Source organism: Rhizobacter sp. P3_C12 (assembly GCF_056402735.1).
In genome coordinates, this window is sequence record NZ_JBFUGW010000094.1 from 1 (window position 1) to 22163 (window position 22163).

General features: G+C 70.0%; 19 protein-coding genes and 2 pseudogenes. 10 read left to right on the forward strand and 11 right to left on the reverse strand.

Going from position 1 to position 22163, the window contains the following annotated elements:
- Together AC1DXV_RS16070 and rpe are read right to left on the reverse strand one after the other, a co-directional pair.
- Positions 1-244: pseudogene (locus AC1DXV_RS16070) on the reverse strand (energy transducer TonB); the annotation flags it as partial.
- A 420-nt stretch (positions 245-664) separates the two neighbouring features.
- Positions 665-1348, reverse strand: a complete 684-nt coding sequence (gene rpe / locus AC1DXV_RS16075; RefSeq protein WP_477865094.1) for a ribulose-phosphate 3-epimerase — start codon at positions 1346-1348, stop codon at positions 665-667.
- Positions 1349-1431: 83 nt separating this feature from the next.
- Here rpe and apaG point away from each other — a divergent pair, with 83 nt between their 5' ends.
- From apaG to mltA, 3 genes are all read left to right on the forward strand, one after another.
- Positions 1432-1806, forward strand: a complete 375-nt coding sequence (gene apaG / locus AC1DXV_RS16080) for a Co2+/Mg2+ efflux protein ApaG (RefSeq protein ID WP_477865095.1) — start codon at positions 1432-1434, stop codon at positions 1804-1806.
- 11 nt (positions 1807-1817) lie between these two features.
- Complete coding sequence (locus AC1DXV_RS16085) at positions 1818-3869, forward strand: site-specific recombinase (RefSeq protein WP_477934471.1); 2052 nt, start codon at positions 1818-1820, stop codon at positions 3867-3869.
- Positions 3870-3981: 112 nt separating this feature from the next.
- Positions 3982-5157: a murein transglycosylase A gene (gene mltA / locus AC1DXV_RS16090; RefSeq protein ID WP_477865097.1), complete on the forward strand. Its 1176-nt coding sequence runs from the start codon at positions 3982-3984 to the stop codon at positions 5155-5157.
- Between the two features lie 34 nt (positions 5158-5191).
- Here the strand turns inward: mltA and AC1DXV_RS16095 are convergent, their stop codons facing one another.
- Positions 5192-5533 (reverse strand): hypothetical protein, encoded by a 342-nt coding sequence (locus tag AC1DXV_RS16095; protein WP_477934473.1) that lies wholly within the window; start codon positions 5531-5533, stop codon positions 5192-5194.
- A gap of 172 nt (positions 5534-5705) precedes the next feature.
- Here AC1DXV_RS16095 and AC1DXV_RS16100 point away from each other — a divergent pair, with 172 nt between their 5' ends.
- On the forward strand, positions 5706-6830 hold the full coding sequence (locus tag AC1DXV_RS16100; protein WP_477865099.1) for a sigma-54 interaction domain-containing protein: 1125 nt from the start codon (positions 5706-5708) through the stop codon (positions 6828-6830).
- On the opposite strand, the gene AC1DXV_RS16105 is transcribed toward AC1DXV_RS16100, so the two are convergent.
- Together AC1DXV_RS16105 and AC1DXV_RS16110 are read right to left on the reverse strand one after the other, a co-directional pair.
- On the reverse strand, positions 6764-8890 hold the full coding sequence (locus AC1DXV_RS16105) for a peptidase domain-containing ABC transporter (protein WP_477865100.1): 2127 nt from the start codon (positions 8888-8890) through the stop codon (positions 6764-6766). The two genes, AC1DXV_RS16100 and AC1DXV_RS16105, sit on opposite strands and share 67 nt — an antisense overlap.
- A gap of 54 nt (positions 8891-8944) precedes the next feature.
- Complete coding sequence (locus tag AC1DXV_RS16110) at positions 8945-10186, reverse strand: HlyD family secretion protein (protein ID WP_477865101.1); 1242 nt, start codon at positions 10184-10186, stop codon at positions 8945-8947.
- Positions 10187-10411: 225 nt separating this feature from the next.
- Between AC1DXV_RS16110 and AC1DXV_RS16115 the strand changes: the two genes are divergently transcribed.
- Positions 10412-10594, forward strand: a complete 183-nt coding sequence (locus AC1DXV_RS16115; RefSeq protein WP_477865102.1) for a hypothetical protein — start codon at positions 10412-10414, stop codon at positions 10592-10594.
- A gap of 50 nt (positions 10595-10644) precedes the next feature.
- Here the strand turns inward: AC1DXV_RS16115 and AC1DXV_RS16120 are convergent, their stop codons facing one another.
- Both AC1DXV_RS16120 and AC1DXV_RS16125 read right to left on the reverse strand, forming a co-directional pair.
- Positions 10645-11949, reverse strand: coding sequence for an ABC transporter ATP-binding protein (locus AC1DXV_RS16120; RefSeq protein WP_477865103.1), 1305 nt, complete (start codon positions 11947-11949; stop codon positions 10645-10647).
- A gap of 13 nt (positions 11950-11962) precedes the next feature.
- Positions 11963-13690, reverse strand: a complete 1728-nt coding sequence (locus AC1DXV_RS16125; RefSeq protein WP_477865104.1) for an ABC transporter permease — start codon at positions 13688-13690, stop codon at positions 11963-11965.
- 192 nt (positions 13691-13882) lie between these two features.
- On the opposite strand from AC1DXV_RS16125, the gene AC1DXV_RS16130 reads away from it, so the two are divergent.
- From AC1DXV_RS16130 to AC1DXV_RS16140, 3 genes are all read left to right on the forward strand, one after another.
- On the forward strand, positions 13883-14992 hold the full coding sequence (locus tag AC1DXV_RS16130; RefSeq protein WP_477934475.1) for a GGDEF domain-containing protein: 1110 nt from the start codon (positions 13883-13885) through the stop codon (positions 14990-14992).
- Positions 14993-15092: 100 nt separating this feature from the next.
- On the forward strand, positions 15093-15836 hold the full coding sequence (locus tag AC1DXV_RS16135) for an NIPSNAP family protein (protein ID WP_477866459.1): 744 nt from the start codon (positions 15093-15095) through the stop codon (positions 15834-15836).
- A gap of 22 nt (positions 15837-15858) precedes the next feature.
- Complete coding sequence (locus AC1DXV_RS16140; protein ID WP_477866461.1) at positions 15859-16341, forward strand: hypothetical protein; 483 nt, start codon at positions 15859-15861, stop codon at positions 16339-16341.
- A gap of 9 nt (positions 16342-16350) precedes the next feature.
- Here the strand turns inward: AC1DXV_RS16140 and AC1DXV_RS16145 are convergent, their stop codons facing one another.
- The 3 genes from AC1DXV_RS16145 to AC1DXV_RS16155 all read right to left on the reverse strand — a co-directional run bounded on the left by AC1DXV_RS16145 (position 16351) and on the right by AC1DXV_RS16155 (position 20040).
- Positions 16351-17295: a DNA-processing protein DprA gene (locus tag AC1DXV_RS16145; protein WP_477934477.1), complete on the reverse strand. Its 945-nt coding sequence runs from the start codon at positions 17293-17295 to the stop codon at positions 16351-16353.
- A gap of 7 nt (positions 17296-17302) precedes the next feature.
- Entirely contained in the window at positions 17303-19402 is a 2100-nt protein-coding gene (locus AC1DXV_RS16150; RefSeq protein WP_477866465.1) for a RecQ family ATP-dependent DNA helicase, read from the reverse strand.
- Positions 19403-19476: 74 nt separating this feature from the next.
- Positions 19477-20040 carry a TetR/AcrR family transcriptional regulator gene (locus AC1DXV_RS16155; RefSeq protein WP_477866467.1) on the reverse strand — a complete coding sequence of 188 codons (564 nt, stop codon included), beginning with the start codon at positions 20038-20040 and terminating at the stop codon, positions 19477-19479.
- Positions 20041-20137: 97 nt separating this feature from the next.
- On the opposite strand from AC1DXV_RS16155, the gene AC1DXV_RS16160 reads away from it, so the two are divergent.
- On the forward strand, positions 20138-20608 hold the full coding sequence (locus AC1DXV_RS16160; protein WP_477866469.1) for a nuclear transport factor 2 family protein: 471 nt from the start codon (positions 20138-20140) through the stop codon (positions 20606-20608).
- Here the strand turns inward: AC1DXV_RS16160 and AC1DXV_RS16165 are convergent.
- Complete coding sequence (locus AC1DXV_RS16165) at positions 20589-21497, reverse strand: DMT family transporter (protein WP_477934479.1); 909 nt, start codon at positions 21495-21497, stop codon at positions 20589-20591. The genes AC1DXV_RS16160 and AC1DXV_RS16165 overlap by 20 nt on opposite strands.
- A 103-nt stretch (positions 21498-21600) precedes the next feature.
- Here AC1DXV_RS16165 and AC1DXV_RS16170 point away from each other — a divergent pair.
- Positions 21601-22163 (forward strand): annotated as a pseudogene (locus AC1DXV_RS16170) (AraC family transcriptional regulator); the annotation flags it as partial.

Sequence of the window (22163 nt, forward strand, 5' to 3'; positions counted from 1 at the left end):
GCGCGGCCGGCGGCGGCACCGGCGTGCTCGCCGTGATCGTCGGCTGCGCCGGCGGCGGCACCGCCACCTGCACCTCCGGCGGCGGTATGAACGGCGGCGGCGGCGCCTCCAGCTTCGGCGGCGGCGGCACCACCACCTCCGGCGGCGGCGGCGGCTTCTTGATCTCCTCGATCACCTTCGTCTCGATCGGTGCCCGCACCACGTCGACCACCTTCTTGGCCAGCCCCGTCAGCAACGCATACACGATCGCCGCGTGAAACAAAATGACAAACCCGATCCCGACGATGTGGCGTCGGGGATCGCGTTGTCGCTGCGAAAAATTCATCGGTCGCGAACTCCTGTACGGATAAAGGGCCTGTGCGGCTTAGGCAAGCAGCGTGCCTGCACATCTGCAGGGCACGAAACGACCCATTAGGTACCAGTTTAGTACCAGTAATACCACCCGTCAATGCGGGCAAAACCTGAGGAAAAACCCGGAAAATCGCTTTCCTGACAACAGGTTACGTTTTCGGATCACTTACCTGGAAGCCGCCTCGGGAAGGCTTCGGTGCTGGCTTGGCCTCATTCGCCAGGGCGAAAAATACCACTGTCAGGCCAGAAGAATTCACGGGGTTTTCGATTGTTTCCCCGAACAAAGCACCGTGTTGGGTCACGGCGCCCAAGTTCATGCCGCCTGCAGTTCGCGGCGCATCGCATCGATGATCGCCTTGTAGTCGGGGTGGCCGAAGATCGCGCTGCCGGCGACGAAGGTGTCGGCGCCGGCATCGGCGACGCGGCGGATGTTGTCGACCTTGATGCCGCCGTCGACCTCGAGCCGGATGTCGCGCCCGCTGGCGTCGATCAGGCGGCGCGCCTGCTCGATCTTCTTCAGTGCCATCGGGATGAAGCTCTGGCCGCCGAAGCCGGGGTTCACGCTCATGATCAGCACCTGGTCGATCTTGTCGATCACGTACTCGAGCACCGACAGCGGCATCGCCGGGTTGAAGACGAGGCCGGCCTTGCAGCCCTCGGCCTGGATCAGCTGGATCGTGCGATCCACGTGCGTGCTGGCATCGGGGTGGAAGGTGACGGTGGTCGCGCCGGCCTTGCAGAACGCGAGCGCGAGCGGGTCGACGGGCTGCACCATCAGGTGCACGTCGAGCGGCACCGGCGTGCCGTCGGGGCGCACCGCATGCTTGCGCACGGCCTCGCAGATCATCGGCCCGAAGGTCAGGTTCGGCACGTAGTGGTTGTCCATCACGTCGAAATGGATCCAGTCGGCGCCGGCGGCGATGACGTTGCGCACCTCCTCGCCGAGGCGGGCCAGGTCGGCCGACAGGATGCTGGGGGCGATGCGGAAGGTGGTCATGCGGTACTACCGGACGGTCGCGGAAGGGCGGGATTTTAGGCGGGCCGCGAACCTGCCATGCCCGGCTCCTAGAATCCCCGTCCATGGCCCATCCTGAATTCACCTGCTCGGTCGTCGTGCGTCACCTGCCCGAGCAGTCGAACGCCGCCACCGGCCACTACGCCTTCGCCTACACGATCACGGTGCGCAACAGCGGCGATGTCGCGGCGCAGCTGATCGCGCGGCACTGGGTCATCACCGACGGCCAGGGGCGCGTCGAGCAGGTGCGCGGCCTGGGCGTCGTCGGCCAGCAGCCGCTGCTGCAACCGGGCGACAGCCACGAATACACCAGCTGGACGCGGCTGGCCACGCCGCAGGGCAGCATGCGCGGCACCTTCTTCTGCATGACCGAGGACGCGACGCCGTTCGACGCGCCGGTGCCGGAGTTCAGCCTGTCGCTCGCGTCGACGCTGCACTGACGGCCGGCGCGATGTTCGGGCGGAAGAAGGCGTCGTCGAAGGCGCAAGGCAAGGCCCGGCCGGGCCCGTGGGACCTGAGCGCGCTGCTGAACGCGGCCGACGCCTCGGCTTCGCTGCCGGAGCGCCACCTGTGGCTGATCCGCCTGCTCGAATGGCTGCGCCATGCGACGCTGCCGGCCGACGAGGCATCGGCGACCGCCACGCCGATGCCGCTGCTGCGCCTGCGCCACCTGCTGAACGTGCTGGAACGCCACCCCGAGCACCAGGCCGAGATCGCGGCGCTGCTCGCGCGCTTCTGGCGCGAGGTGGACGTGGCGGCACTGCTGGCCGACTTCGGCTTCTCGCCGCGCCGCGACCTGTCCGGCGAACTGGGCCAGCGCTTGCGGCTGCGCCTGCTGCCCGGCACGCCGGCCACCACCGACCTGGCCGAGCTGTTCGGCCTGCTGTTCCCGCAGACCAGCGATGCGCTGTGGCTCGATGCGCTGGACGACCCGACGCTCGAGCGCCTGACCGCGCTGCTCGCCCCCGCGGCGGCGGCCTCGGCTGCATCGACCTCCGCGGGGCCGAACTGGCGCGCGCCCTTCCTCGACGCGATCACCTTCCTGGCCAGCGCGATCCGCGCCACCGGCTTCACGCCGACGGTGCGCCAGCGCATGAGCCCCGAGCTGCTGGTGTCGCAGCCGTTCCGCCAGCTGGCGCTGGTGGCCGAGCAGATCCGCGCGCACGCCGAAGGCGGCGACACGCCGGCGCTGCTGCGCGAGGCGCAGTACCTGCGCGCACTGCTCGACACCTGCCGGCGCTGCGCCGACAGCGTGCACCTGCACCTGGAGGCGCACGGCGTGTCGGTCGACGTGGTGTTCGCCGTCGAGCAGCTGCGCGAGCGCACGCAGCGCATCGAGGAGCTGCTGATCTGCGTGCTGAGCCCGGAGCCCGGCCGCGACATCACGCGCCTGACCGCCGCGCTGGTGCGCACCGCCGAGGAGCGGCGCAGCATCCGCGCGCTGTTCGCGCGGCACTACTCGCTGCTCGCACGCAAGGTGGCCGAGCGCAGCGCCGAGACCGGCGAGCACTACATCACCCGCGACCGCAGCGAGTACCGGCAGATGCTGCGCGCCGCGGCCGGCGGCGGCGCGGTGCTGGCCGGCACCACGTTCATGAAGTTCTTCGTGCTGGCGCTCGGGCTGTCGACCTTCTGGGCCGGCTTCTTCGCGGGCGTCAACTACGCCGGCAGCTTCGTGCTGATCCACCTGATGCACTGGACGGTGGCGACCAAGCAGCCGGCGATGACCGCGCCGGCGATGGCGGCCCGGCTCGACGATGTGTCGAACGACGCGGCGGTGGAGGGCTTCGTCGACGAGGTCGCGCACCTGATCCGCTCGCAGGCGGCCGGCATCCTCGGCAACCTGGCGCTCGTGACGCCGCTGGTTCTGACGGCGCAGTTCGCGTGGGCGGCCGCGTTCGGCGCGCCGCTGATCGGCGCGAAGGACGCGCAGCACGTGCTGGACACGCTGTCGCTGCTCGGGCCGACGCCGCTGTACGCGGCCTTTACCGGCGTGCTGCTGTTCGCCAGCTCGATCATCGCGGGCTGGGTCGAGAACTGGTTCGTCTGGCACCGGCTCGACAGCGCGATCGCGTGGAACCCGCGCATCGTCGCGCGGCTGGGGTCGGCGCGCGCGCAGCGCTGGTCGCTCTACTGGCGCAACAACATCTCGGGGCTGGCCGCGAACATCTCGCTCGGGCTGATGCTCGGCCTGGTGCCGGCGGTCGCGAGCTTCTTCGCGCTGCCGATCGAGGTGCGGCACGTGACGCTGTCGACCGGGCAGCTCGCCGCGGCGGTCGGCGCGCTGGGCTTCGACATCCTGCGCCAGGCGCCGTTCTGGTGGTGCCTGGCCGGCATCGCGGTGACGGGCGGGCTGAACCTCGCGGTGAGCTTCTTCCTCGCGTTCAAGGTGGCGCTGCGCTCGCGCGGCATCCGGCTCACCGACCGCAGCCGCATCTACCGCGCGATCCGGCGCAGGCTGTGGCAGCGACCGGCAACCTTCATCGTGCCGCCGAAGGACTGATCAGCGATCGTCGTCGCGCCGCTCGCCCTTCTTGCGCCCCGCGAACATCGTCCACCACACGATCAGCAGCAGCACCGCGAGCGCGCCCAGCGCTTCGAGGAGAATCAGACCCATGACGATGTTCCCTGGCCGCGGCCGCTGGTGGATGGCGGCGGCGATTCTAGGCTCGCTCGCCGGCTGCGCGAGCCTGCAATACCCTCCCGTGGCGCCGGCGCCTCCCGAACCGGCCGCCAATGCGCCGGCCGCCACGCCCGCTGCCTCTTCCCCTTCCGCCGGCGACAAGCCCGTGCTGGCGCGCGCGCGCAGCCGCTGGGTCGGCGCCGCCTGGGCCGACCTGCCCGGCTGGGAGTTCGACAGCACCGCCGAGCTGTGGCCCGCGCTGCTGCGCAGCTGCGAGAAGCCGGGGCCCGACTGGACCAGGCTGTGCGCCGACGCGCAGAAGCTCACGACCATCACCGACGGCAGCGTGCGCGTGTTCCTGCAGAACCGCGTGCAGCCGTGGCGCGTCGAATCGCTCGAGGGCGCGACCGAGGGCCTGATGACTGGCTACTACGAGCCGCTGGTCGAGGCGAGCCGCGTGCCGCGCGGTGCCTTCCGCATCCCGCTGTACGCACCGCCGGCCGACCTTGCCGCGCGCAAGCCCTACTGGACGCGCCACCAGCTCGACACCGTGCCGGCCGCGAAGGCCGCGCTGCGCGGCCGCGAGCTGGCGTACATCGCCGACCCGCTCGATGCGCTGGTGCTGCAGATCCAGGGCTCGGGCCGCTTGCAGCTGACCGAGGCCGACGGCACGCGCAAGCTGCTGCGCGTCGCGTTCGCGGCGCACAACGACCAGCCGTACAAGTCGGTCGGCCGCTGGCTGGTCGACCAGGGCGAGCTGACGCTGGAGCAGGCCTCGTGGCCGTCGATCAAGGCCTGGGCGCGCAAGAACCCGAAGCGGCTGAACGAGATGCTGTGGGCGAATCCGCGCGTGATCTTCTTCCGCGAGGAGCCGCTGCCCGATCCGCAGCTGGGGCCCAAGGGCGGCCAGGGCGTGCCGCTGACGCCGGGCCGCTCGATCGCGGTCGACACGCAGAGCATTCCGTACGGCACGCCGGTGTGGGTCGATGCGACCGAGCCGCTGAGCGCGACGCTGCTGCGCCGCGCAGTGATGGCGCAGGACACCGGCAGCGCGATCACCGGGGCGGTGCGCGCCGATTACTTCTGGGGCTGGGGCGATGTCGCCGAGCAGCAGGCGGGTCGGATGAAGCAGCCGCTGCGGCTGTGGGTGTTATGGCCAAAGTCGTGAGCCGGCATCGGCTGATGAGGTACACGTAGGAGTTTCAGAGCATCCAGATGCCCAGGATCGGCCCCGGATTCACGGTGGTGCAACTGGCGCTGTCAGGCTGGTAGCGCACCCTGACCTTCGAGTGCGTCAGCTTGGCCGACATGAGGATGGCCAGCAGCGGCTTGTAGTTGACGTCGGACTGGTAGACCACACCCGCACCGCCCTCTGCCCAGCTGGCATAGAAATAGGTGCTGTTGACGGTCATGGGCGCATCACCACCCACGAACAGGTCGCCTGGAGTGACGACGCATTCGGTGACCGCATGCGCCGCAGTCGGGCTCATCGCGAGCGCCGCCAGCACGGACATGGCCGCAAGGGGCCACGACTTTCTCGACATGTTGTTTCTCCCTCCACGAAAGACCTCGATTGTTGTCGAGGCGGCAAGCGTCTGGCAAGACGATCACCTGCACGGTCTTCGTGCATATGCATGCGCGAAATGCTGCGTTGGCAGCACCGAACAAGACACCTAATGTGCAGATCCCGCCACATCGCTGTCTTGTGCCCACCGCATGTCCGCCGACCACCTGCTCACCCTGCCCGATTCCGCCAGCCTCGCGCTCTCGATCCGCGCCAAGGCGCTGCTGTTCCACGACCCGCGCTCGCTCGCCGTGTTGGAGCAGGTGGAACGCGTCGCCGGCAGCGATGCCACCGTGCTGGTGGTCGGCGAGACCGGCACCGGCAAGGAGTTGATCGCCCGCCACATCCACAAGCGCAGCGGGCGCGACGGGCCGTTCATCGCGGTGAACTGCGGCGCGTTCAGCGAATCGCTGATCGATGCCGAGTTGTTCGGCCACGAATCCGGCGCGTTCACCGGCGCGAACCAGGCGCGTGCCGGCTGGTTCGAGGCCGCCAACGGCGGCACCTTGTTCCTCGACGAGATCGGCGATCTGCCGCTCGCGCTGCAGGTGAAGCTGCTGCGCGTGCTGCAGGAGCGCCAGGTGGTGCGGCTCGGCTCGCGGCGCGCGATCCCGCTCGACGTGCGGCTGGTGGCGGCCACCAACGTCGAGCTGCACCGTGCGGTGGAGGCGCAGCACTTCCGCGCCGACCTGTACTTCCGGCTGAGCGTCGCGACGATCGAGCTGCCGCCGCTGCGCGAGCGGCCCGGCGACATCCTGCCGCTCGCACGACACTTCATGTCGGTGTACGGCGGCAAGCTGTCGCTGCAGGGACCGCAGCTGTCGCCCGAGGCGCGCAGCGCACTGCTGGCCTATGCGTGGCCGGGCAACATCCGCGAGCTGGAGAACGTCCTCCACTACGCGCTGATCGTCTGCCGCGACGGCATCGTGCGGGTGGGTGATTGCCGCTTCTCGCCGCTTGGGCTCATGGGGGCGGCACCGGCGCACGAGGTGAAGACGCGGGAGCCCGCCGCGCAGCCCGCCGAACCGGATCCGCTGGCCGCGCTGGAGCACGCGATCGACGCGTTGATGGACGGCCGGCACCCGCAACTGCTGTCGGCGATCGAATCGCTGGTGGTGCGGCTCGGCTTCGCGCGTTGCCGCGACAACCAGGTGCAGACCGCGCGGCTGCTCGGCGTCACGCGCAACACGCTGCGCACGCTGCTGAAGCGCTATGGGTTGCTGGCGCTGTCGTCGCGTGGCGAGGTGGAGGAGGACCTGGACGTCGAGACCGCCTGAGCCGGCTGGTCCAGCGCCACGCGCCCCCCTTCGAGCACCACCACGCGATCGGCCATCGCGATCGTCTGCGGCCGGTGCGCCACGATGATGCGGGTCAGCTTCAGCCGGGCGATCGACTCGTTCACGCGTTCTTCGTTCACGATGTCCAGGTGGCTGGTGGCTTCGTCCAGAACCATCAGTTGCGGGTTCTTGTACAGCGCACGGGCCAGCAGCAGCCGCTGCTTCTGCCCGCCCGACAGCCCCGATCCGATGTCGCCGACCAGCGTCGCGTACCCCATCGGCATCGCCATCACTTCGTCGTGCACCACCGCCAGGGCGGCACACGCCTCGATGCGCGAGCGGTCCGGCGCCGGATCGAAGAAGCTGATGTTGTCCGCGATCGAACCGGCGAACAGCAGGTCGTCCTGCATCACGGTGGCCACCATCTGCCTGAAGTTCTTCAGTCCCAGCCGCTGCAGCGGCATGCCGTCGACCAGGATCTCGCCCTGCGTCGGCTCCAGCAGGCCGAGCAGCAGCTTGACGAGGGTCGTCTTGCCGCAGCCCGACGCGCCGGTGATCGCAATGCACTGGCCGGCCGGTATGCACAGCGACAGGTGCTCGAGGATCCAGGGCTCGGCATCGGCGTGGCGAAACGACACGTCGCGCAGCTCGATCCGAGCTGCGATGAGCTTCGTGTCGATCTCGGCGTCGTGCGGGTCCTTCTCCGGCTCGGTCAGCACGATGTCGGCCACGCGTTCGCCATGCAGGCGCAGCATGCGCAGATCGAAAATCTTGTCGATCAGGCCGGCCACGCGCTGGCCGAACTGCTCTTCGTAGCTGATGAACGCGAACAGCATGCCGACCGAGAAGCGCGTGTCCAGCACGGCCAGYGCAGCCAGCCACACCACGGCGACGCGCTTGGCACCGAACAACAGGCCGCTCAGCGTCTGGTACGAGACGCCCAGGCGGGCGATGCGCAGCTCGGCATTGAACTGGTCGGCCAACGCGTTCATCCAGCCGATGCGGCGCTCTTCGGTCCGGTTGAACAGCCGCAGGCTCTGCACGCCGCGAGCCGACTCGAGGAAGTGCGTCTGCTGGCGAGCCGCATGCACGATCTGCTCGGCCGTCGCATCGCGCATGGCCCCGAAGAGCACCAGCCGCAAGCCCACGTACGCCAGCACGGCTGCCACGGCCACCGCGGTCAGCAGCGGGCTGTAGAGCAGCATCACGACCAGCGTTCCGATCACCAGCAGGCCGTCGATCACGGCTTCGACGAACTGAGTGGTCAGGCTGTGCTGGATGGTCTGGATCGAGCCGAAGCGCGACACGATGTCGCCGAGATGCCGCTTCTCGAAGTACGACAGCGGCAAGCGCATCAGGTGCGCGAAGGCGTTGCCGAGCCACTGATAGTTCAGGCTCGTCGACAGCACCGTGGTGACCCAGCTGCGCACGCCGCCGATCGCCGTCTGCACGACCGCCAGCAGCAGAAAGCCGATCCCCAGCACCGTCACGAGGTCGCGGTCCGAGGACACCAGGGCCTCGTCGACGGTCCATTGCAGGTAGAACGGCGCGACCAGGGCGCACACCTGCAGCGCGACGCCCAGCAGCAGCAATTGCAGCAGGCCGCGGCGCAGGCCCACCACCTGCCCCATCAGCGCGCCCCAGGTGACGCGGCGCTGCTCGCTGCGGGGCCGGAAATCCACGGCCGGCAGCGCTTCCAGCGCGATGCCGGTGAAGTGTCGCGAGACCTCCTGGGTCGACAGGCTGCGCGGACCGGCCGCGGGATCGTGGATCAGCACCTTGCCGCCGTCCACCGCCACCAGCACCACGAAGTGGTTCATGTCCCAGTGCAGCACGCAAGGCAGCCTGAGCTGCGCGAAGTCGCCGAGCTCGAGCTTCAGCGGCCGGGTCTGCAGTTGCATCGCGCCGGCCGTGTCGATCAGGGCCTTCAGCGTCGCCCCCTTCAGCGAGACCGAGAAGCGCCGACGCATGCCGGCCAGATCGATGCGGTGGCCGTGGTAGCCGGCCACCATCGCCAGGCAGGCCAGACCGCACTCGGCGGCCTCGCTCTGAAGGATCATCGGAACGCGGCGGCGGCCGCGGAACGACAGCAGGAGTGCGTCGATGCCCATCGTTCAGACGCGCCCGCCGACGCTGTAGAGCGGCTCGAGGATCCACTCGATCAGCCGCCGCGGCTCCAGCAGCACGCTGGCCTCCAGCGCCATGCCGGCCTTCAGCGAACGGGCCTCGCCGTAGGCGGGCACGTCCTGCCGCTCGAGCCGCACACGCACGCGGTACAGCGGCTCGGCCGCCGCGGCAGGGCCGCCGAACGGCAGGTCGTCGCCCCGCATCGCCACCGCCGCGACCTCGCGCACCATGCCGCGGGCCTGGCCGAACTTCTGGTAGGGGTAGGCCTGGTAGCGCAGGTTGACCGACATGCCCGGGCGAATGAAGCCCGCCGCGCGAGACGGCGCGTACAGCTCGGCCTCCAGCAGGCCCTGCGCCGGCAGCACGATCGCGAGCGACCGCTCCGGCCCGACATCCTGGCCCGCATCGGCCGCGATCGCCGCGACGATGCCGTCGCGTGGCGCCGTGACCAGCGGCTGGCGCTGCGCCTCATGTCCTGCCACTTCCTGCTCGATCGCGGCGAGGTTGCGGCGGATCACCTGCAGGTCGCGTTCGACCTGCAGCGGCAGATCGCGCAGCTCGGCCTGGACGGCCGCCTGCTCGCCTTGCGCCACCGAGGCGGCACGCTGCAGGTCACCCAGGCGCTGGCGCTGATCGAGCAACTCGGCCATCCGGTCCTGCAACTGGGCCGGCGAGATGAAGTTCGCGTCCGACAGATCCTTGAGCCGATCGACCGCGGCTTGCGCCAACGCGACGCGGCGCAGCTGCAGGTCGCTTTGCTGTGCGATGCGATCCAGGTCACCCTGCAACGCGGCCGCCTTGCGCCGCAGCGTGGCGTCGCGCCCGGCGGCCTGGCGCCGCTGCTGCTGCTCGTCGATGCGCAGGCTGTCGAGGCGGGATTGCAGCAGGCTCGAGACGGCCTTGCCGGCATCGCCATGGGTGGCGCTGCTGCGCCCGCCGTCGAGCACGAAGAGCACCTCGCCGCGCCGCACGGCCTGTCCCTCGTGCACCCTGCGCTCGGTGATGATGCCGGACTGCGGCGCGTGGACCCGCACGACGCCCTCGCTCGGCACGACGACCCCCGGCACGTGGGCCTTGCGCGTGTAGCTGGCGGTCGCGAGGAACACGACGATGCCGATCGCGACGGCGACGAACACAGTCGTCAGCACCGCGAACGCGAGCGGGCGTTGCAACAGCACGCTGCCGTAGCGGCGGGCCTGAAGCTGGTCCAGCACTTCGGGGCGAAACAAGGTCTCTCTCACGGCGGCCTTTCAAAGCAACTCGTCGAACCCGCGAGTTGTATAGAAAAGCCAGGCCGGCGCCGCGCACATTGCATCCACAATGTTCTTGTGTCTCACGCAGGCATCAGGGTGCGTTGATGGCAATGACCATCTATCACCTTTCGCGAATCGACACGCGTCGGCAGAGTTCGAACCCGGCGCGATTGGCGCCGATCCTCCCAAGAAAGACCTCACATGCAGCAACTCAACACCGCCGACATCAAGCAAGTCTCGGGCGGCAGCACAGCCAGCAACATGACCGTCGCTGACCTGATTGCCATTCAAACGAAGTTGGCGTTTGGCTCGATTCAGGCCAGTGTGTCCGATCTGAAGTTGTTGGGCGACAAGGCAAAGGCCGACGCGAGAGCCAAGACCTGATTTCCGGACCTCGGGCCCGAGGCGAGCGTTCCCGCGCCGCCTCGGGCCGCTCAAGCGGCTCCAGCGGCCTCGCGCTCGTCCGGCAAGCGGATCACCCCGGTCCGATAGTCATAGCCGAACACTTCTCCATGTCGCCCCCACTCGATCGTCACGCGCAGCACGCGCTCGGCCTCTTCGGCATCCATGTTGTCGCTCAGCAGATGCAGGAACGGCTCCTGCGGCATCTCCCCTGACGACTCCTGTTCCAGGCTGTGGCGTATGTGCGCCGCCAACGGAACGTTCAGCAGCAACTGCTGCCCGAACAACTCCTGCCGCAGCGTGTGGTCGCCATCCACGTAGCGCCGGCCGAGCGGCGTCAGGTGCAGGTCGCCATCGGCCAGCTGCGCAAAGCCGAGCAGCGACAGCCCCTGGGTCAACGGCAGCAGCTCGTGGTCGGCCAGCTCGGTCTCCTCGGCCAGCTTCGGCAGGTCGGCGTGGCCGGCGAACAGGTCGTCGGCCAGCAGCTCCAGCAGCCCGTCCATGCGGCTCACGTCGGCCTGCGGCAGGCGGTGCGCCAGCGGCAACGCAACCGGCTCGCCGGCCGGGCGGCGGCCGGTGCCGGCGGTCATCAGCGCATAGACCTCGTCGACCAGCTGCCGCACCTCGGCGCTGTCCGGGTCGCGCGGGCGCGGCAGCTGCACCGCCAGCTGGCAGCGAACCCGCCCCGGGTCGCTCGCGAAGATCAGCACGCGGTCGGCCATCAGCACCGCTTCCTGGATGTTGTGCGAGACCACCAGCATCGCCTTGGTCGGCATGCGCCGCGAGGTCCACAGCGCAAGGATCTCCTCGCGCAGCCGCTCGCCGGTCAGCACGTCGAGCGCCGAGAAGGCCTCGTCCATCAACAGGACCTCGGGCTCCACCACCAGCGCCCGCGCAATGCCCACGCGCTGGCGCATGCCGCCCGACAGCTCGCGCGGCAACGCGCCCTCGAAGCCCGCCAGCCCGATCAGCTGGATCGCCGCCACCGCGCGCGCCGCCCGCTCTGCCGGCGCCATGCCGCGCGCCTCGAGCCCGAGCTCGACGTTCTGCTGCACCGTCAACCACGGGAACAGCGCGAACGACTGGAACACCATCGCGATGCCGCGCGCCGGCCCGTGCAGCGGCTGGCCGCGGTAGGCCACCTCGCCGGCGTCGGCCGGGATCAGCCCGGCCAGGATGCGCAGCAGCGTCGACTTGCCCGAGCCCGATTGCCCGAGCAGCGAGACGATCTCGCCCTCGGCCAACCGGAAGTCCACGCCCTCCAGCACCGCGCGCGCGCTGCCATCGGCCGAGCGGAACGACTTGCCGACGTTCTTCAGTTCGATCAGTGTCTTCATGCCCGTTCCAGGTCTAGAAATGCATGCGGTCTTCGGCCAACCGGTAGAGCCGGCGCCAGACCAGGTGGTTCATGCCCATCACGAACACGCACATCACGCCGATGCCCAGCGCGATGCGCGGGAAATCGCCGATCGCCGTCATGTGCGCGATGTAGCTGCCCAGGCCCTTCGCCTGCAGCGTGGTGTCGCCCCAGGTCACGTACTCGGCGACGATGCTCGCGTTCCATGAGCCGCCGCTCGCGGTGATGGCCCCGGTGACGAAGCTCGGGAACACCGCCGGCAGCAGGTAGCGGCGCCAGCGCAGCCAGCCCGAAAGGCCCAGGTTCTGCGCCGCATAGCGCAGCTCGGTCGGGATGCTGCTCGCGCCGGCGATCACGTTGAACAGCAGGTACCACTGCGTGCCCAGCACCATCAGCGGCGACAGCCAGATGTCGGGGTTCAGCTTCCAGCGCACGATGAACAGCACCGCCACCGGAAACATCAGGTTGGCCGGAAACGCCGCCAGGAACTGCGCCACCCCCTGCAGCCGCCCCGACCAGCGCGGGTTCATGCCGATCCAGATGCCCACCGGCACCCACACGATCGATGCGAGAGCCGTCAGCACCAGCACGCGCAGCATCGTGATCGAGCCCAGCACCAGCACATGCCCGGCCTCGGCCCAGCCGACCTCGGTGTGGATGAAGCGCAGCAGGTGCCACAGCGCGATCAGCACCGCCGCGGCCAGCAGCGCGTCCCAGGCACGCTGCAACGTCGTGCCGGCCGGCCGCGCACGCGCCCGGATCGAGGTGCCGTCGTGGCGGCGGCGGAACAGCGTCAGCGAGCGCGCGAACAGCGCCCCGATGCGCAGCGCGAGCGGCTGCAGCCGCTCGGTGCGGCGCAGCCAGGTCAGCAGCCACGACGAGGGCGCGCTCTCGCTGCTGCCCTCCTCGAAGCGGAACTTGTCGGCCCACGCGAGCAGCGGCCGGAAGAACAGCTGGTCGTACAGCACGATGCCCACCAGCATCGCGCCGATCGCCCAGCCGATCGCATGCAGGTCGCGCTGCTCGATGGCCAGCGCGATGTACGAACCGATGCCGGGCAGCTTGATGCTCTGCTGCGAGACCGCGATGGCCTCGGACGCGACCACGAAGAACCAGCCGCCCGACATCGACATCATCATGTTCCACAGCAGCCCGGGCATCGCGAACGGCAGCTCGAGACGCCAGAAGCGCTGCCAGCCCGAGAGCTGGAACACGCGCGCCGCCTCCTGCAGCTCCGGCGGCACGGTGCGCAGCGACTGGTAGAGGCTGAACGCCATGTTCCAGGCCTGCGACGTGAAGATCGCGAAGATCGCCGCGCACTCGACGCCGAACAGGTTGCCCGGGAACAGCGCGATGAAGCCGGTGACGGTGATCGACAGGAAGCCCAGGATCGGGATCGACTGCAGGATGTCGAGCAGCGGCACCAGCACCCGCTCGGCGGCGCGGTACTTGGCGGCGAGCGCCGCGAACACACAGGCGAACACCAGCGACGCGCCGAGCGCGAGGAACATGCGCAGCGTGGTGCGCAGCAGGTAGTACGGCAGCGCCGTGGGGTCGAGCGTGAGGGGCAGCACCTCGCCCAGCTGGTACGGTCGCGCCATCTGCGCGCCGCCCCAGGCCAGCAGCACCAGCACCGCGAGCACCAGCGGCAGCAGGGCCCAGTCCCAGCGGTTGCCACCGGACTCGACCACCAGGCGCGGGAAGAATCGTTTGTCGGTCATGCGGTCGGTCATGCGCTTCCTCGTCGCGAACGCCGGGCGCTCGATCGAGATCCGACAGATGGCATTTTCGCCGCACGGCCCGCCGTCCCAGAAGCGGTTGCATGACGCGGTGTGTCGGCGGCGGCCGCCCGGATCCCCCTGCCTCCGGGGGTCGGCCGCGAGCCGGCGGCGCCTCGTTCCTACAATCCCGCGATGTTCCGCGCACCGTCCCGCCTGCTCGACCTGCTGTGGAGCACCACCAGGCGCCGGCGCGGCCACGCGAAGCTGACGCTGCTGGCGCTGGGCGTCTATGCGCTGTTCGCGGTGGTGGTCGCCGCCGAGGTGCGGCTCGGCATGATGGAGCCGGGGCCGGCTTTCTGGCTCTGCGTCATCAGCCTGGGCGGCATCCTCGTCTTCTACGCGCTGGTGCGCAGCGGCCTCAGCGAGCGGCTGTCGAGCGACCCGTCGCTGACGATGCCGCAATCGGTGTTCGGCATCTCGATCACCGCCTGGGGCTATGCGATCAACCCGCAGCTGCGCGGCGCGGTGATGGCGATCATGCTGCTGAACCTGGTGTGGGGCATGTTCGTGATGTCGCCGCGCGAGGCGCGGCTGCTGGGCGCGCAGGCGCTGGCGATGCTGGGCGGCGTGATGCTGTGGAAGGCGCGCACCGATCCGGCGCGCTTCCCGCCGCACATCGAGGCGATCCAGTTCGGCTTCTGCGTGATCCTGATGACGGCGATGTCGGCGCTGGCGGTCAGCATGGGCCGGCTGCGCGCAAAGCTGCGGCAGCGCCAGGCGGAGCTGCAGGAAGCGCTCGCGAAGATCCACCACCTGGCCACGCGCGACGACCTGACCGGCCTCGTGAACCGCCGCCACCTGACCGAGCTGCTCGATGCCGAGCGCGTGCGGCAGAAGCACCACGGCCTGCCGCTGAGCCTGGTGCTGATGGACCTCGACCACTTCAAGCCGATCAACGACAACCACGGCCACGCGGCCGGCGACCGGGTGCTGAAGATCTTCGCCGACGCCGCGCAGGCCGCGCTGCGCGACACCGACGTGCTCGGGCGCTGGGGTGGCGAGGAGTTCCTGCTGATGCTGCCGTCGACGCCGCAGGCGCAGGCGCTGCAATGCGTCGACCGGCTGCGTGCCGGGCTCGCGGCGGCCCCGTTCGACGCCGTGGCGCCGGGGTTGCGGCTGACCTTCTCGGCCGGGTTGAGCACCTGTGCCGACGGCGAGGCACTGCAGGCCGCGATCGAGCGGGCCGACAAGGCGATGTACCAGGCGAAGCTGCGCGGACGCGACGGCACGGTGGTCGGCTGATTCCTGCCGAACTCCGCTGAACTCTGCTGAAGTCTGCTGACATAGGTTGTCAGCATCCCCGGCGCAGCATCACCCTCCCCAGAGACGAGGAGATGCCCCGATGACCGTGATGACGCTGGAGCGCCCGGCCCGTGCCGCGGCTGCTGACACGATTCCGTCCCCTTGTGCCATCGTCGAGCTGCGGCGCTATGCGCTGCACCCCGGCCGGCGCGAGACGCTGATCGAGCTGTTCGACCGCGAGTTCGTGCACACGCAGGAAGACTGCGGCATGCGCGTGCTGGGCCAGTTCCGCGACCTCGATGCGCCCGACGATTTCGTCTGGCTGCGCGGTTTCGCGAACATGGCCGAGCGGCGCGAGGCGCTGGCCGCGTTCTACGGCGGCCCGGTGTGGCAGCGGCACCGCAACGCCGCCAACGCGACGATGCAGGATTCGTCGAACGTGCTGCTGCTGCGCAACGTGCAGACCGCCGCGACCCATGCGGCACGGCCCGGCATGCTGCTCGCGGTGGTGTGCGCGCTCGATGCCCCGGCCACGCCGCAGCTGGTGCAGCGCTTCGAGCACGAGGTGCGGCCGTGCCTGGTGGCCGCCGGCATGGAGGTGCAGGCGGTGCTGAAGACCGAGCACGCCGTCAACGACTTCCCGGCACTGCCGGTGCGCACCGACACCGAATCCTTCGTGTGGATCTGCCGCTTCGACAGCGTGGTCCACCAGCTCGACTGCGCCGACCGGCTGTTCACCTCGGCGATCTGGCGCGATGCGGTGTGGCCGCGCTGGCTGTCGCAGCTGCGCGCGGCCCCGGAGATGTTCCGCCTGCAACCCACCGCCGGCTCGGCTTGGCGCTGAGCGCCTTTCACCGGAGAACACGATGAGCTACACGCTGGACCGCACCGGGCAACCGGACGACTTCGATTTCCTGTACGGCCGCTGGCAGGTCGAGAACCGGTGCCTCGCGACGCGCACGCCGGGCAGCACCGACTGGCAGGAGTTTCCGTCGGTGCTGGCGTGCGAGCCGCGCCTCGGCGGGGTCGCCAACGTCGAACAGATCGACTTCCCGACCCAGGGCTGGTCGGGCATGACCCTGCGCCTGTTCGATACCGCGAAGCGTCAATGGTCGATCTACTGGGTGAACAGCCGCAGCGGCATCCTGTTTCCGCCGGTGCATGGCGGCTTCAGCGGCGACCGCGGCGAGTTCTACGGCGAGGATGAAGACAACGGCCGCAAGGTCTTCGCGCGCTTCCTCTGGCAGCGCCAGGGGCCGGATGCGGCGCGCTGGGAGCAGGCCTTCTCGCCCGACGGGCTGGAGTGGGAAACGAACTGGACGATGCAGATGACGCGCGTGCCTGCCTGAGTTCGGCCCTCAGGGGCTTCGCTCGAGGTGCTCACGCAGCGCTTCGTCGCGGCCCGGGACGAAGTCGAACGCCACGCCGCCCTGGCCGACCAGGGCGGCATTGCCGGCGCCCTCGCCCGGGATCCTGACGTGCAGCGGCACCCACTGCGCCGTCAGGTTCTCCAGCGCACCGGCCCAGGTGCCGCCACTGCCCAGGGCGGCATCGATCACCAGCGCCCGGTCGGCCAACGCGTAGATGTACTTGTTGCGCGCCATCGCGTTGCCGGCCAGGAACCCGGCCTCCGGCGGGAAGGGCGAGGCCAGGACCAGGCGGCCGGCCTGCAGGCCGGCCCGGTTCGATCGGCCGACGCTCGCCTTCAACAGGTCGTTGGCCAGCACGCCGACGGCATGGCCGCCGGCCTCCACCGCGCCCTGCATCGCAGCGCTGTCGACGCCGCGGGCACCGCCCGACACGACCACCATTCCCTCGCCGGCACAGGCAGCCGCGATGCGGCGCGTGAAGTCGAGCGCCGCTTCGGAGGCATCGCGCGAGCCGACGATGGCCAGTCCCCCCAGTTCCAGCAGCTCCTGGCGGCCCGCACCGTACAGCAAGGGCGGCGCGGCGTGCTTCAGCCGCCGCTTCAGCGCCTTCGGGTAGGCGGCATCGCCCCGCGAAATGACCCACAGGCCGGCACGGCTCCATCGCTCCAGCGCCAGGGCCATCGCGGTGCCGCGGGCCAGCAGGAATTCGAGGCGGGGGCGCTCGAATTCGATCTCATGCACACCGTCCAGCTGAGCGCGCCCCGCGGCGGCCAGCAGGTCGGCAGGCCGCATCCCGCGCTGGTTCAGCCAGGGGGCGAACGCCGCCCAATCGCGCATCGACAGCGGCTCGAACGGCTCCTGCCGCTCGCCGCCGAACCGCCCGCACAGCAGCAGCACCGCTTCGCCGTCCGCACTCATGCCCTGAACGCTCATGGGGTCGCTACTTCGCCGCGGTGAGGGCCAGCGCGAACGGATGGACGGCCGCCGTTCCCGCCTGTCGCAGCAAGGCCGCCGCGAGCGTCAAGGTCCATGCGGAATCGACGAGGTCGTCGACCAGCAGCACGGCGCCATCGGTGCCCGGCTGCGGCTCGATGGCATACGCGCCATCGAGGTTGTGGCACTGGTGGAAGCGGTTCTCCATGTCTCTCTGGGGCTGCGTCTCGCGTGACTTCGAAATGACCGGCCGGAACGGTACCCCCAGCGCCCCGGCGAGCCGCCTGGCGAAGTCCGGCACGAGTTCGGGATGTCGCATCGACGGAACACAGGTCACCCAGCCGATCCGTGCAGCGGCCGGCCACCGGTGGCGGATCATGTCTGCCGACGCCTCGACCAGCTCATCGTCGAAGCGGCCCTGCGCCTTCCCGCGCGCCACCAGCTGGCCCCACACCGGCTCGCCCCAGCGCGACAGCACCCGCCCTTCTTCGCCCCGCAGTGCCGGCGGGATGGTCGGCTTGCTCCAACCATGCTCGGCCTGGTACTGCGGCAGCGCCGCGATGTCCCACTGCTTCTTGAGCTCCAGCGGCATCTCGCTGCGCCTGACGAAGCGCAGCGCCTCGATCAGCGTGGCGCGCTCGATCTCCAGCGGCAGCACGGGCCGGCCGAGGCACACGGCGCAGCGCCCGCACGCAGCTGCCCCGACGTCATCGAGCGCCTCGGCGAGGAACCGCATCAGGCAGCGCTCGTTGGCGAGGTAGAGCTTCATCTGCGCCCACTCTTCCTCGCGCTGCCGCGTGAGGTGCGCAATGCGCTCCTTGTCGAGCCGGAACGGCTGCGCGGTGCGGTACCACGCGCCATCGATGCGCAGCACCGGCGAGTCCGGCTCGACCACCAGCAGCTTCAGCACCTTCTCGATCTGCGACTGCCGCAGGTTGACGGCCCGCTCCAGCGCGCGAACGCTCAGCCCCCCGTCGGCTGCCTCCAGCGCACCGAGGATCCGGTCGACCTGCCATTCCGGCGGGAACGCGGCATCGCGGAAGTATTCGTTGATGTCCTCTTCCTCATCGCCCGACAGCAGCACGCCGCAGGCCGCGGCGATCGCCCGGCCGGCCCGGCCCACCTGCTGGTAGTAGGCGACCACGTTGCCGGGGGTCTGGTAGTGGATGACGAAGTGCAGGTCCGGCTTGTCGTAGCCCATGCCGAGCGCCGTGGTCGCGACCAGGCATTTGAGGTCGTTGGTCAGCAGCGCCTGCTCCATCGCCTGCCGCTCGTCGTCGGGCTTGCCGGCGTGGTACGCGCGTGCATCGATCCCGCGCAGCTGCAGCCACTCGGCCACGCGGTCGGCATCGCGCGTGGTCAGCGTGTAGACGATGCCGCTGCCGGGCAGCTGCGGAATGCGATCTGCCAGCCACGCCAGCCGCTCGGCCGCGCCCGGCAGGCGCATGTTCTGCAGCGCCAGGCTCTCGCGCAGCAGCGGCCCGCGCTGCACGACCACGCCGGTGCCGAGCTGGGCCGCCACGTCCTGCGCCACGCGCCGGTTGGCCGTGGCCGTGGTGGCGAGCACCGCGATGTGGGCCGGCAGGCGGGCCAGCACCTGCCCGACGCGCCGGTAGTCGGGCCTGAAATCGTGGCCCCAGTCCGAGATGCAGTGCGCCTCGTCGATCACCAGCAGCCCGATGCGTGCGGCGATCGGTTGCAGGGTGCCGCTCACGAACTCGTCGTTGGCGAGGCGCTCCGGCGAGATCAGCAGCAGGTCGACGTGGCCGGCCAGCAGTTCGCTGCGCACGGCCTCCCAATCGTCGCGGTTGGTCGAGTTGACGCTGAGCGCCTTCAAGCCGAGCCGGTGCGCCGCCTCGATCTGGTTGCGCATCAGCGAGAGCAGCGGCGAGATGATCAGCGTGACGCCGGCGCCCTGCGCCCGCATCAACGTGGCCGCGACGAAATACACCATGCTCTTGCCCCAGCCGGTGCGCTGGACGCAGAGCACCTTGCCGCGCTGGTTCACGATGTGGTCGATGGCCTCCCACTGTCCGTCGCGGAAGTCCGACGCCGGCTGGCCCATCGCCACCCGGAAACAGCGCAGTGCCTCGGCTTCGACGACCATGTGTGCTGCTCCCGGCGGGTGCCCGGCCAGTCCGGGCGCCGGGTCAGTGTAGCGACGGGCAACAGCGCATCAGTTCACGACCAGGACTTCTGCAGAAGCCGGCGCGCGACATCGGCCGCGCCGGCGTCGCCCGTCATGTGCGCGCGCACGATCGCGCCCTCGACGATCAGCAGCGCATCTTCCGCGGCGCGCTCCGGCTGCGGGTGGCCGCAGCGTCGCGCCAGCGCGAGCAGGCAATCCTGCAGCTCGTCCTTGTGGCTTTGCACCACGCTGATCGCCTCGCCCTGCGCCGAACCTTCGGCCAGCGTGTTGATGAAGGCGCAGCCGCGGAAATCCGGCTCCTCGAACCATTCGCGCAGCACCTCGGCCGCGCGCTCCATCGCCGGGCCGGCGGCTTCGCAGCGCGCCTCCAGCCTGCCCGTGAACCAGCTCATCCAGCGCTCGTGCCGCAAGCGCAGGAAGGCCAGCACCAGGTCGTCCTTCGACGGGAAGTGCCGGTAGAACGAGGCCTTCGCCACCTGCGATTCGGCAATCAGCCGGTCGATGCCGACCGCGCGGATGCCGTCGGCGTAGAAGAGGCGCATCGCTGTCTCGAGGATGCGCTGACGGGGTTCGAGCGGGGCCGTGGCGTTCGTCATGGCCCGCAGTTTAACAGACAGATCTGTCTGCCTCAAGATGCGGCACGTAGACAGACCTGTCTACACAACGAAACTGCGTCAGTAAACAGGAGCCCCCATGGAAACACCCCGCCCGCCGCTGCCCCCGTTCACCGAGGAAACCGCTCGCCAGAAGGTCCGCCTGGCCGAAGACGCCTGGAACAGCCGCGACCCCGACCGCGTCGCCGCCGTCTACACCGAGGACACGCGCTGGCGCAACCGCGCCGAGTTCCCGGTCGGCCGCGAGCAGGTGCGCGCCTTCCTGCAGCGCAAGTGGGCGCGCGAGCTCGACTACCGGCTGATCAAGGAGCTGTGGGCCTTCGGCGGGCCGCGCATCGGCGTGCGCTTCGCCTACGAGTTCCGCGACGATTCGGGCCAGTGGTTCCGCAGCTACGGCAACGAGAACTGGGAGTTCAACGCGCAGGGCCTGATGGAGCGCCGCTACGCGAGCATCAACGACCTGCCGATCCAGCCCGGGCAGCGCCAGTTCCACTGGCCGCTCGGCCGCCGCCCGGACGAGCACGCCGGGCTCAGCGAGCTGGGGCTGTGACGGCAGCGGCCGCAGGCGCGGCCTTCGGCTTGCGGAACACGATCACGTTGCCGGCCATCACCAGCACCAGCCCGAGCAGCGCCGGCGCCGTCCACTGGTAGCCCTCGACCCAGGCCGACACGTTCAGCGCGACCACCGGGAACAGCACGGTGCTGTAGGCCGCACGCTCCGGCCCGAGGCGGCCGACCAGCGTCAGGTAGGCGGTGAAGCCGATCACCGAGCCGGGGATCGCGAGGTACAGCAGCGCRCCGACGTAGGTGGGCGACGGATCGAAGGCCCAGCCGACGCCCGCGACGCCGCAGCCGAGCGCCAGCATCGATGCGCCGATCAGCATGCCCCACGCGTTGGTGACGACCGGCGCATGGCCCAGCGCCTGCAGGCGCGTCGACAGCATGTTGCCGGCCGAGAAGCACAGCGTGCCGGCCAGCCCGAGCGCGAGGCCGGTCAGCGTGCCGGGCGACGCATCGTGGCGCGTCAGCTCCGGCCAGAACAATGCCGCCAGGCCCAGCATGCCGAGCGCACTGCCGGCCAGCACGCGCGGCGCGAGCGGCCGGCCGAGGAAGACCCGCGCGTTGAACGCATTCCACACCGTCGCGGTGGAGAACAGCACCGCGACCAGCCCGCTCGGGATGAAGCGGCTCGCGTGCAGGAAGCAGATGAAGTTCAGGCAGAACAGGCACACGCCCTGCGCGGCGATCAGCTTCATCGCGCGGGCATCGGGCCGCTTCAGCCGGCCGGTGATGGCCAGCCAGGCGAACAGCACCGCGGCGGCCAGCGCGAAGCGGTACGCGATGGACCAGGGAATCGGCACGACGCCCAGTTGCAGTTTCAGCGCGATCCAGGTCGTGCCCCAGATCAGCACGGTGAGCACATAGAGGAACAGGTTCATGCCGGCAGTGTCGGGCGGGCAACGGCGCCGGAGTTGCACAAAACTGCGGTTTGATCGCCGCGCCCGCCCGCTCGCGCGTGGGCGCGGCTACAGTGGCGGCACCATGGCTGCTGCCGACCTGACCCGCCACGAGGTGTTCGACGTGCTGACGCACTCGCGCGCCCGGCTGCTGCGCAGCGCCGTGCTGGGCGACGGGCTGGCCGCCGCGGTGTGGCGCAACGCGGCCGACGCGACGCGCTACAGCCGGCCCTCGCACCACACGMTGTCGCTGTACCTGAGCGGCGGTCACCACACCTGGCGGCACGAGGCGCCCGCGCTGCGCGGCGAGCCGGGCCGGCTGTGCGTGATGCCGGCCGGCCACGAATCGCGCTGGGTGGTGGGGGGCGAGCAGAGCTTCGTGCACCTGTACTTCGACGAGGCGCAGCTCGCGCCGCTGGCGGTGCGGCTGCTCGACCGCGAACCGCGCGAGGTGCAGGTGCCCGACCTGACCTTCGTGGCCGACGCCGGCGTGGCCGCGCCGCTGCACGCGCTGGCCCTGCTCGATTGGCACGACCCGCAGGCACGGCTGCAGGCGAATGCCCTGGGGCACGAGGCGTTGGCCGCGCTGCTGGTCGCGCACGCCACGCGCGGCCACCGCGCGCCGCCGCGCGGCGGGCTGTCGGCCAC

Excerpts from the sequence above, each read along its gene's own strand:
- rpe (WP_477865094.1), bottom strand. The coding sequence starts at position 1,348 with ATGACCACCTTCCGCATCGCCCCCAGCATCCTGTCGGCCGACCTGGCC.
- apaG (WP_477865095.1), top strand. The coding sequence starts at position 1,432 with ATGGCCCATCCTGAATTCACCTGCTCGGTCGTCGTGCGTCACCTGCCC.
- AC1DXV_RS16085 (WP_477934471.1), top strand. The coding sequence starts at position 1,818 with ATGTTCGGGCGGAAGAAGGCGTCGTCGAAGGCGCAAGGCAAGGCCCGG.
- mltA (WP_477865097.1), top strand. The coding sequence starts at position 3,982 with ATGACGATGTTCCCTGGCCGCGGCCGCTGGTGGATGGCGGCGGCGATT.
- AC1DXV_RS16095 (WP_477934473.1), bottom strand. The coding sequence starts at position 5,533 with ATGTCGAGAAAGTCGTGGCCCCTTGCGGCCATGTCCGTGCTGGCGGCG.
- AC1DXV_RS16100 (WP_477865099.1), top strand. The coding sequence starts at position 5,706 with ATGTCCGCCGACCACCTGCTCACCCTGCCCGATTCCGCCAGCCTCGCG.
- AC1DXV_RS16115 (WP_477865102.1), top strand. The coding sequence starts at position 10,412 with ATGCAGCAACTCAACACCGCCGACATCAAGCAAGTCTCGGGCGGCAGC.
- AC1DXV_RS16120 (WP_477865103.1), bottom strand. The coding sequence starts at position 11,949 with ATGAAGACACTGATCGAACTGAAGAACGTCGGCAAGTCGTTCCGCTCG.
- AC1DXV_RS16125 (WP_477865104.1), bottom strand. The coding sequence starts at position 13,690 with ATGACCGACAAACGATTCTTCCCGCGCCTGGTGGTCGAGTCCGGTGGC.
- AC1DXV_RS16130 (WP_477934475.1), top strand. The coding sequence starts at position 13,883 with ATGTTCCGCGCACCGTCCCGCCTGCTCGACCTGCTGTGGAGCACCACC.
- AC1DXV_RS16135 (WP_477866459.1), top strand. The coding sequence starts at position 15,093 with ATGACCGTGATGACGCTGGAGCGCCCGGCCCGTGCCGCGGCTGCTGAC.
- AC1DXV_RS16140 (WP_477866461.1), top strand. The coding sequence starts at position 15,859 with ATGAGCTACACGCTGGACCGCACCGGGCAACCGGACGACTTCGATTTC.
- AC1DXV_RS16145 (WP_477934477.1), bottom strand. The coding sequence starts at position 17,295 with ATGAGCGTTCAGGGCATGAGTGCGGACGGCGAAGCGGTGCTGCTGCTG.
- AC1DXV_RS16150 (WP_477866465.1), bottom strand. The coding sequence starts at position 19,402 with ATGGTCGTCGAAGCCGAGGCACTGCGCTGTTTCCGGGTGGCGATGGGC.
- AC1DXV_RS16155 (WP_477866467.1), bottom strand. The coding sequence starts at position 20,040 with ATGACGAACGCCACGGCCCCGCTCGAACCCCGTCAGCGCATCCTCGAG.
- AC1DXV_RS16160 (WP_477866469.1), top strand. The coding sequence starts at position 20,138 with ATGGAAACACCCCGCCCGCCGCTGCCCCCGTTCACCGAGGAAACCGCT.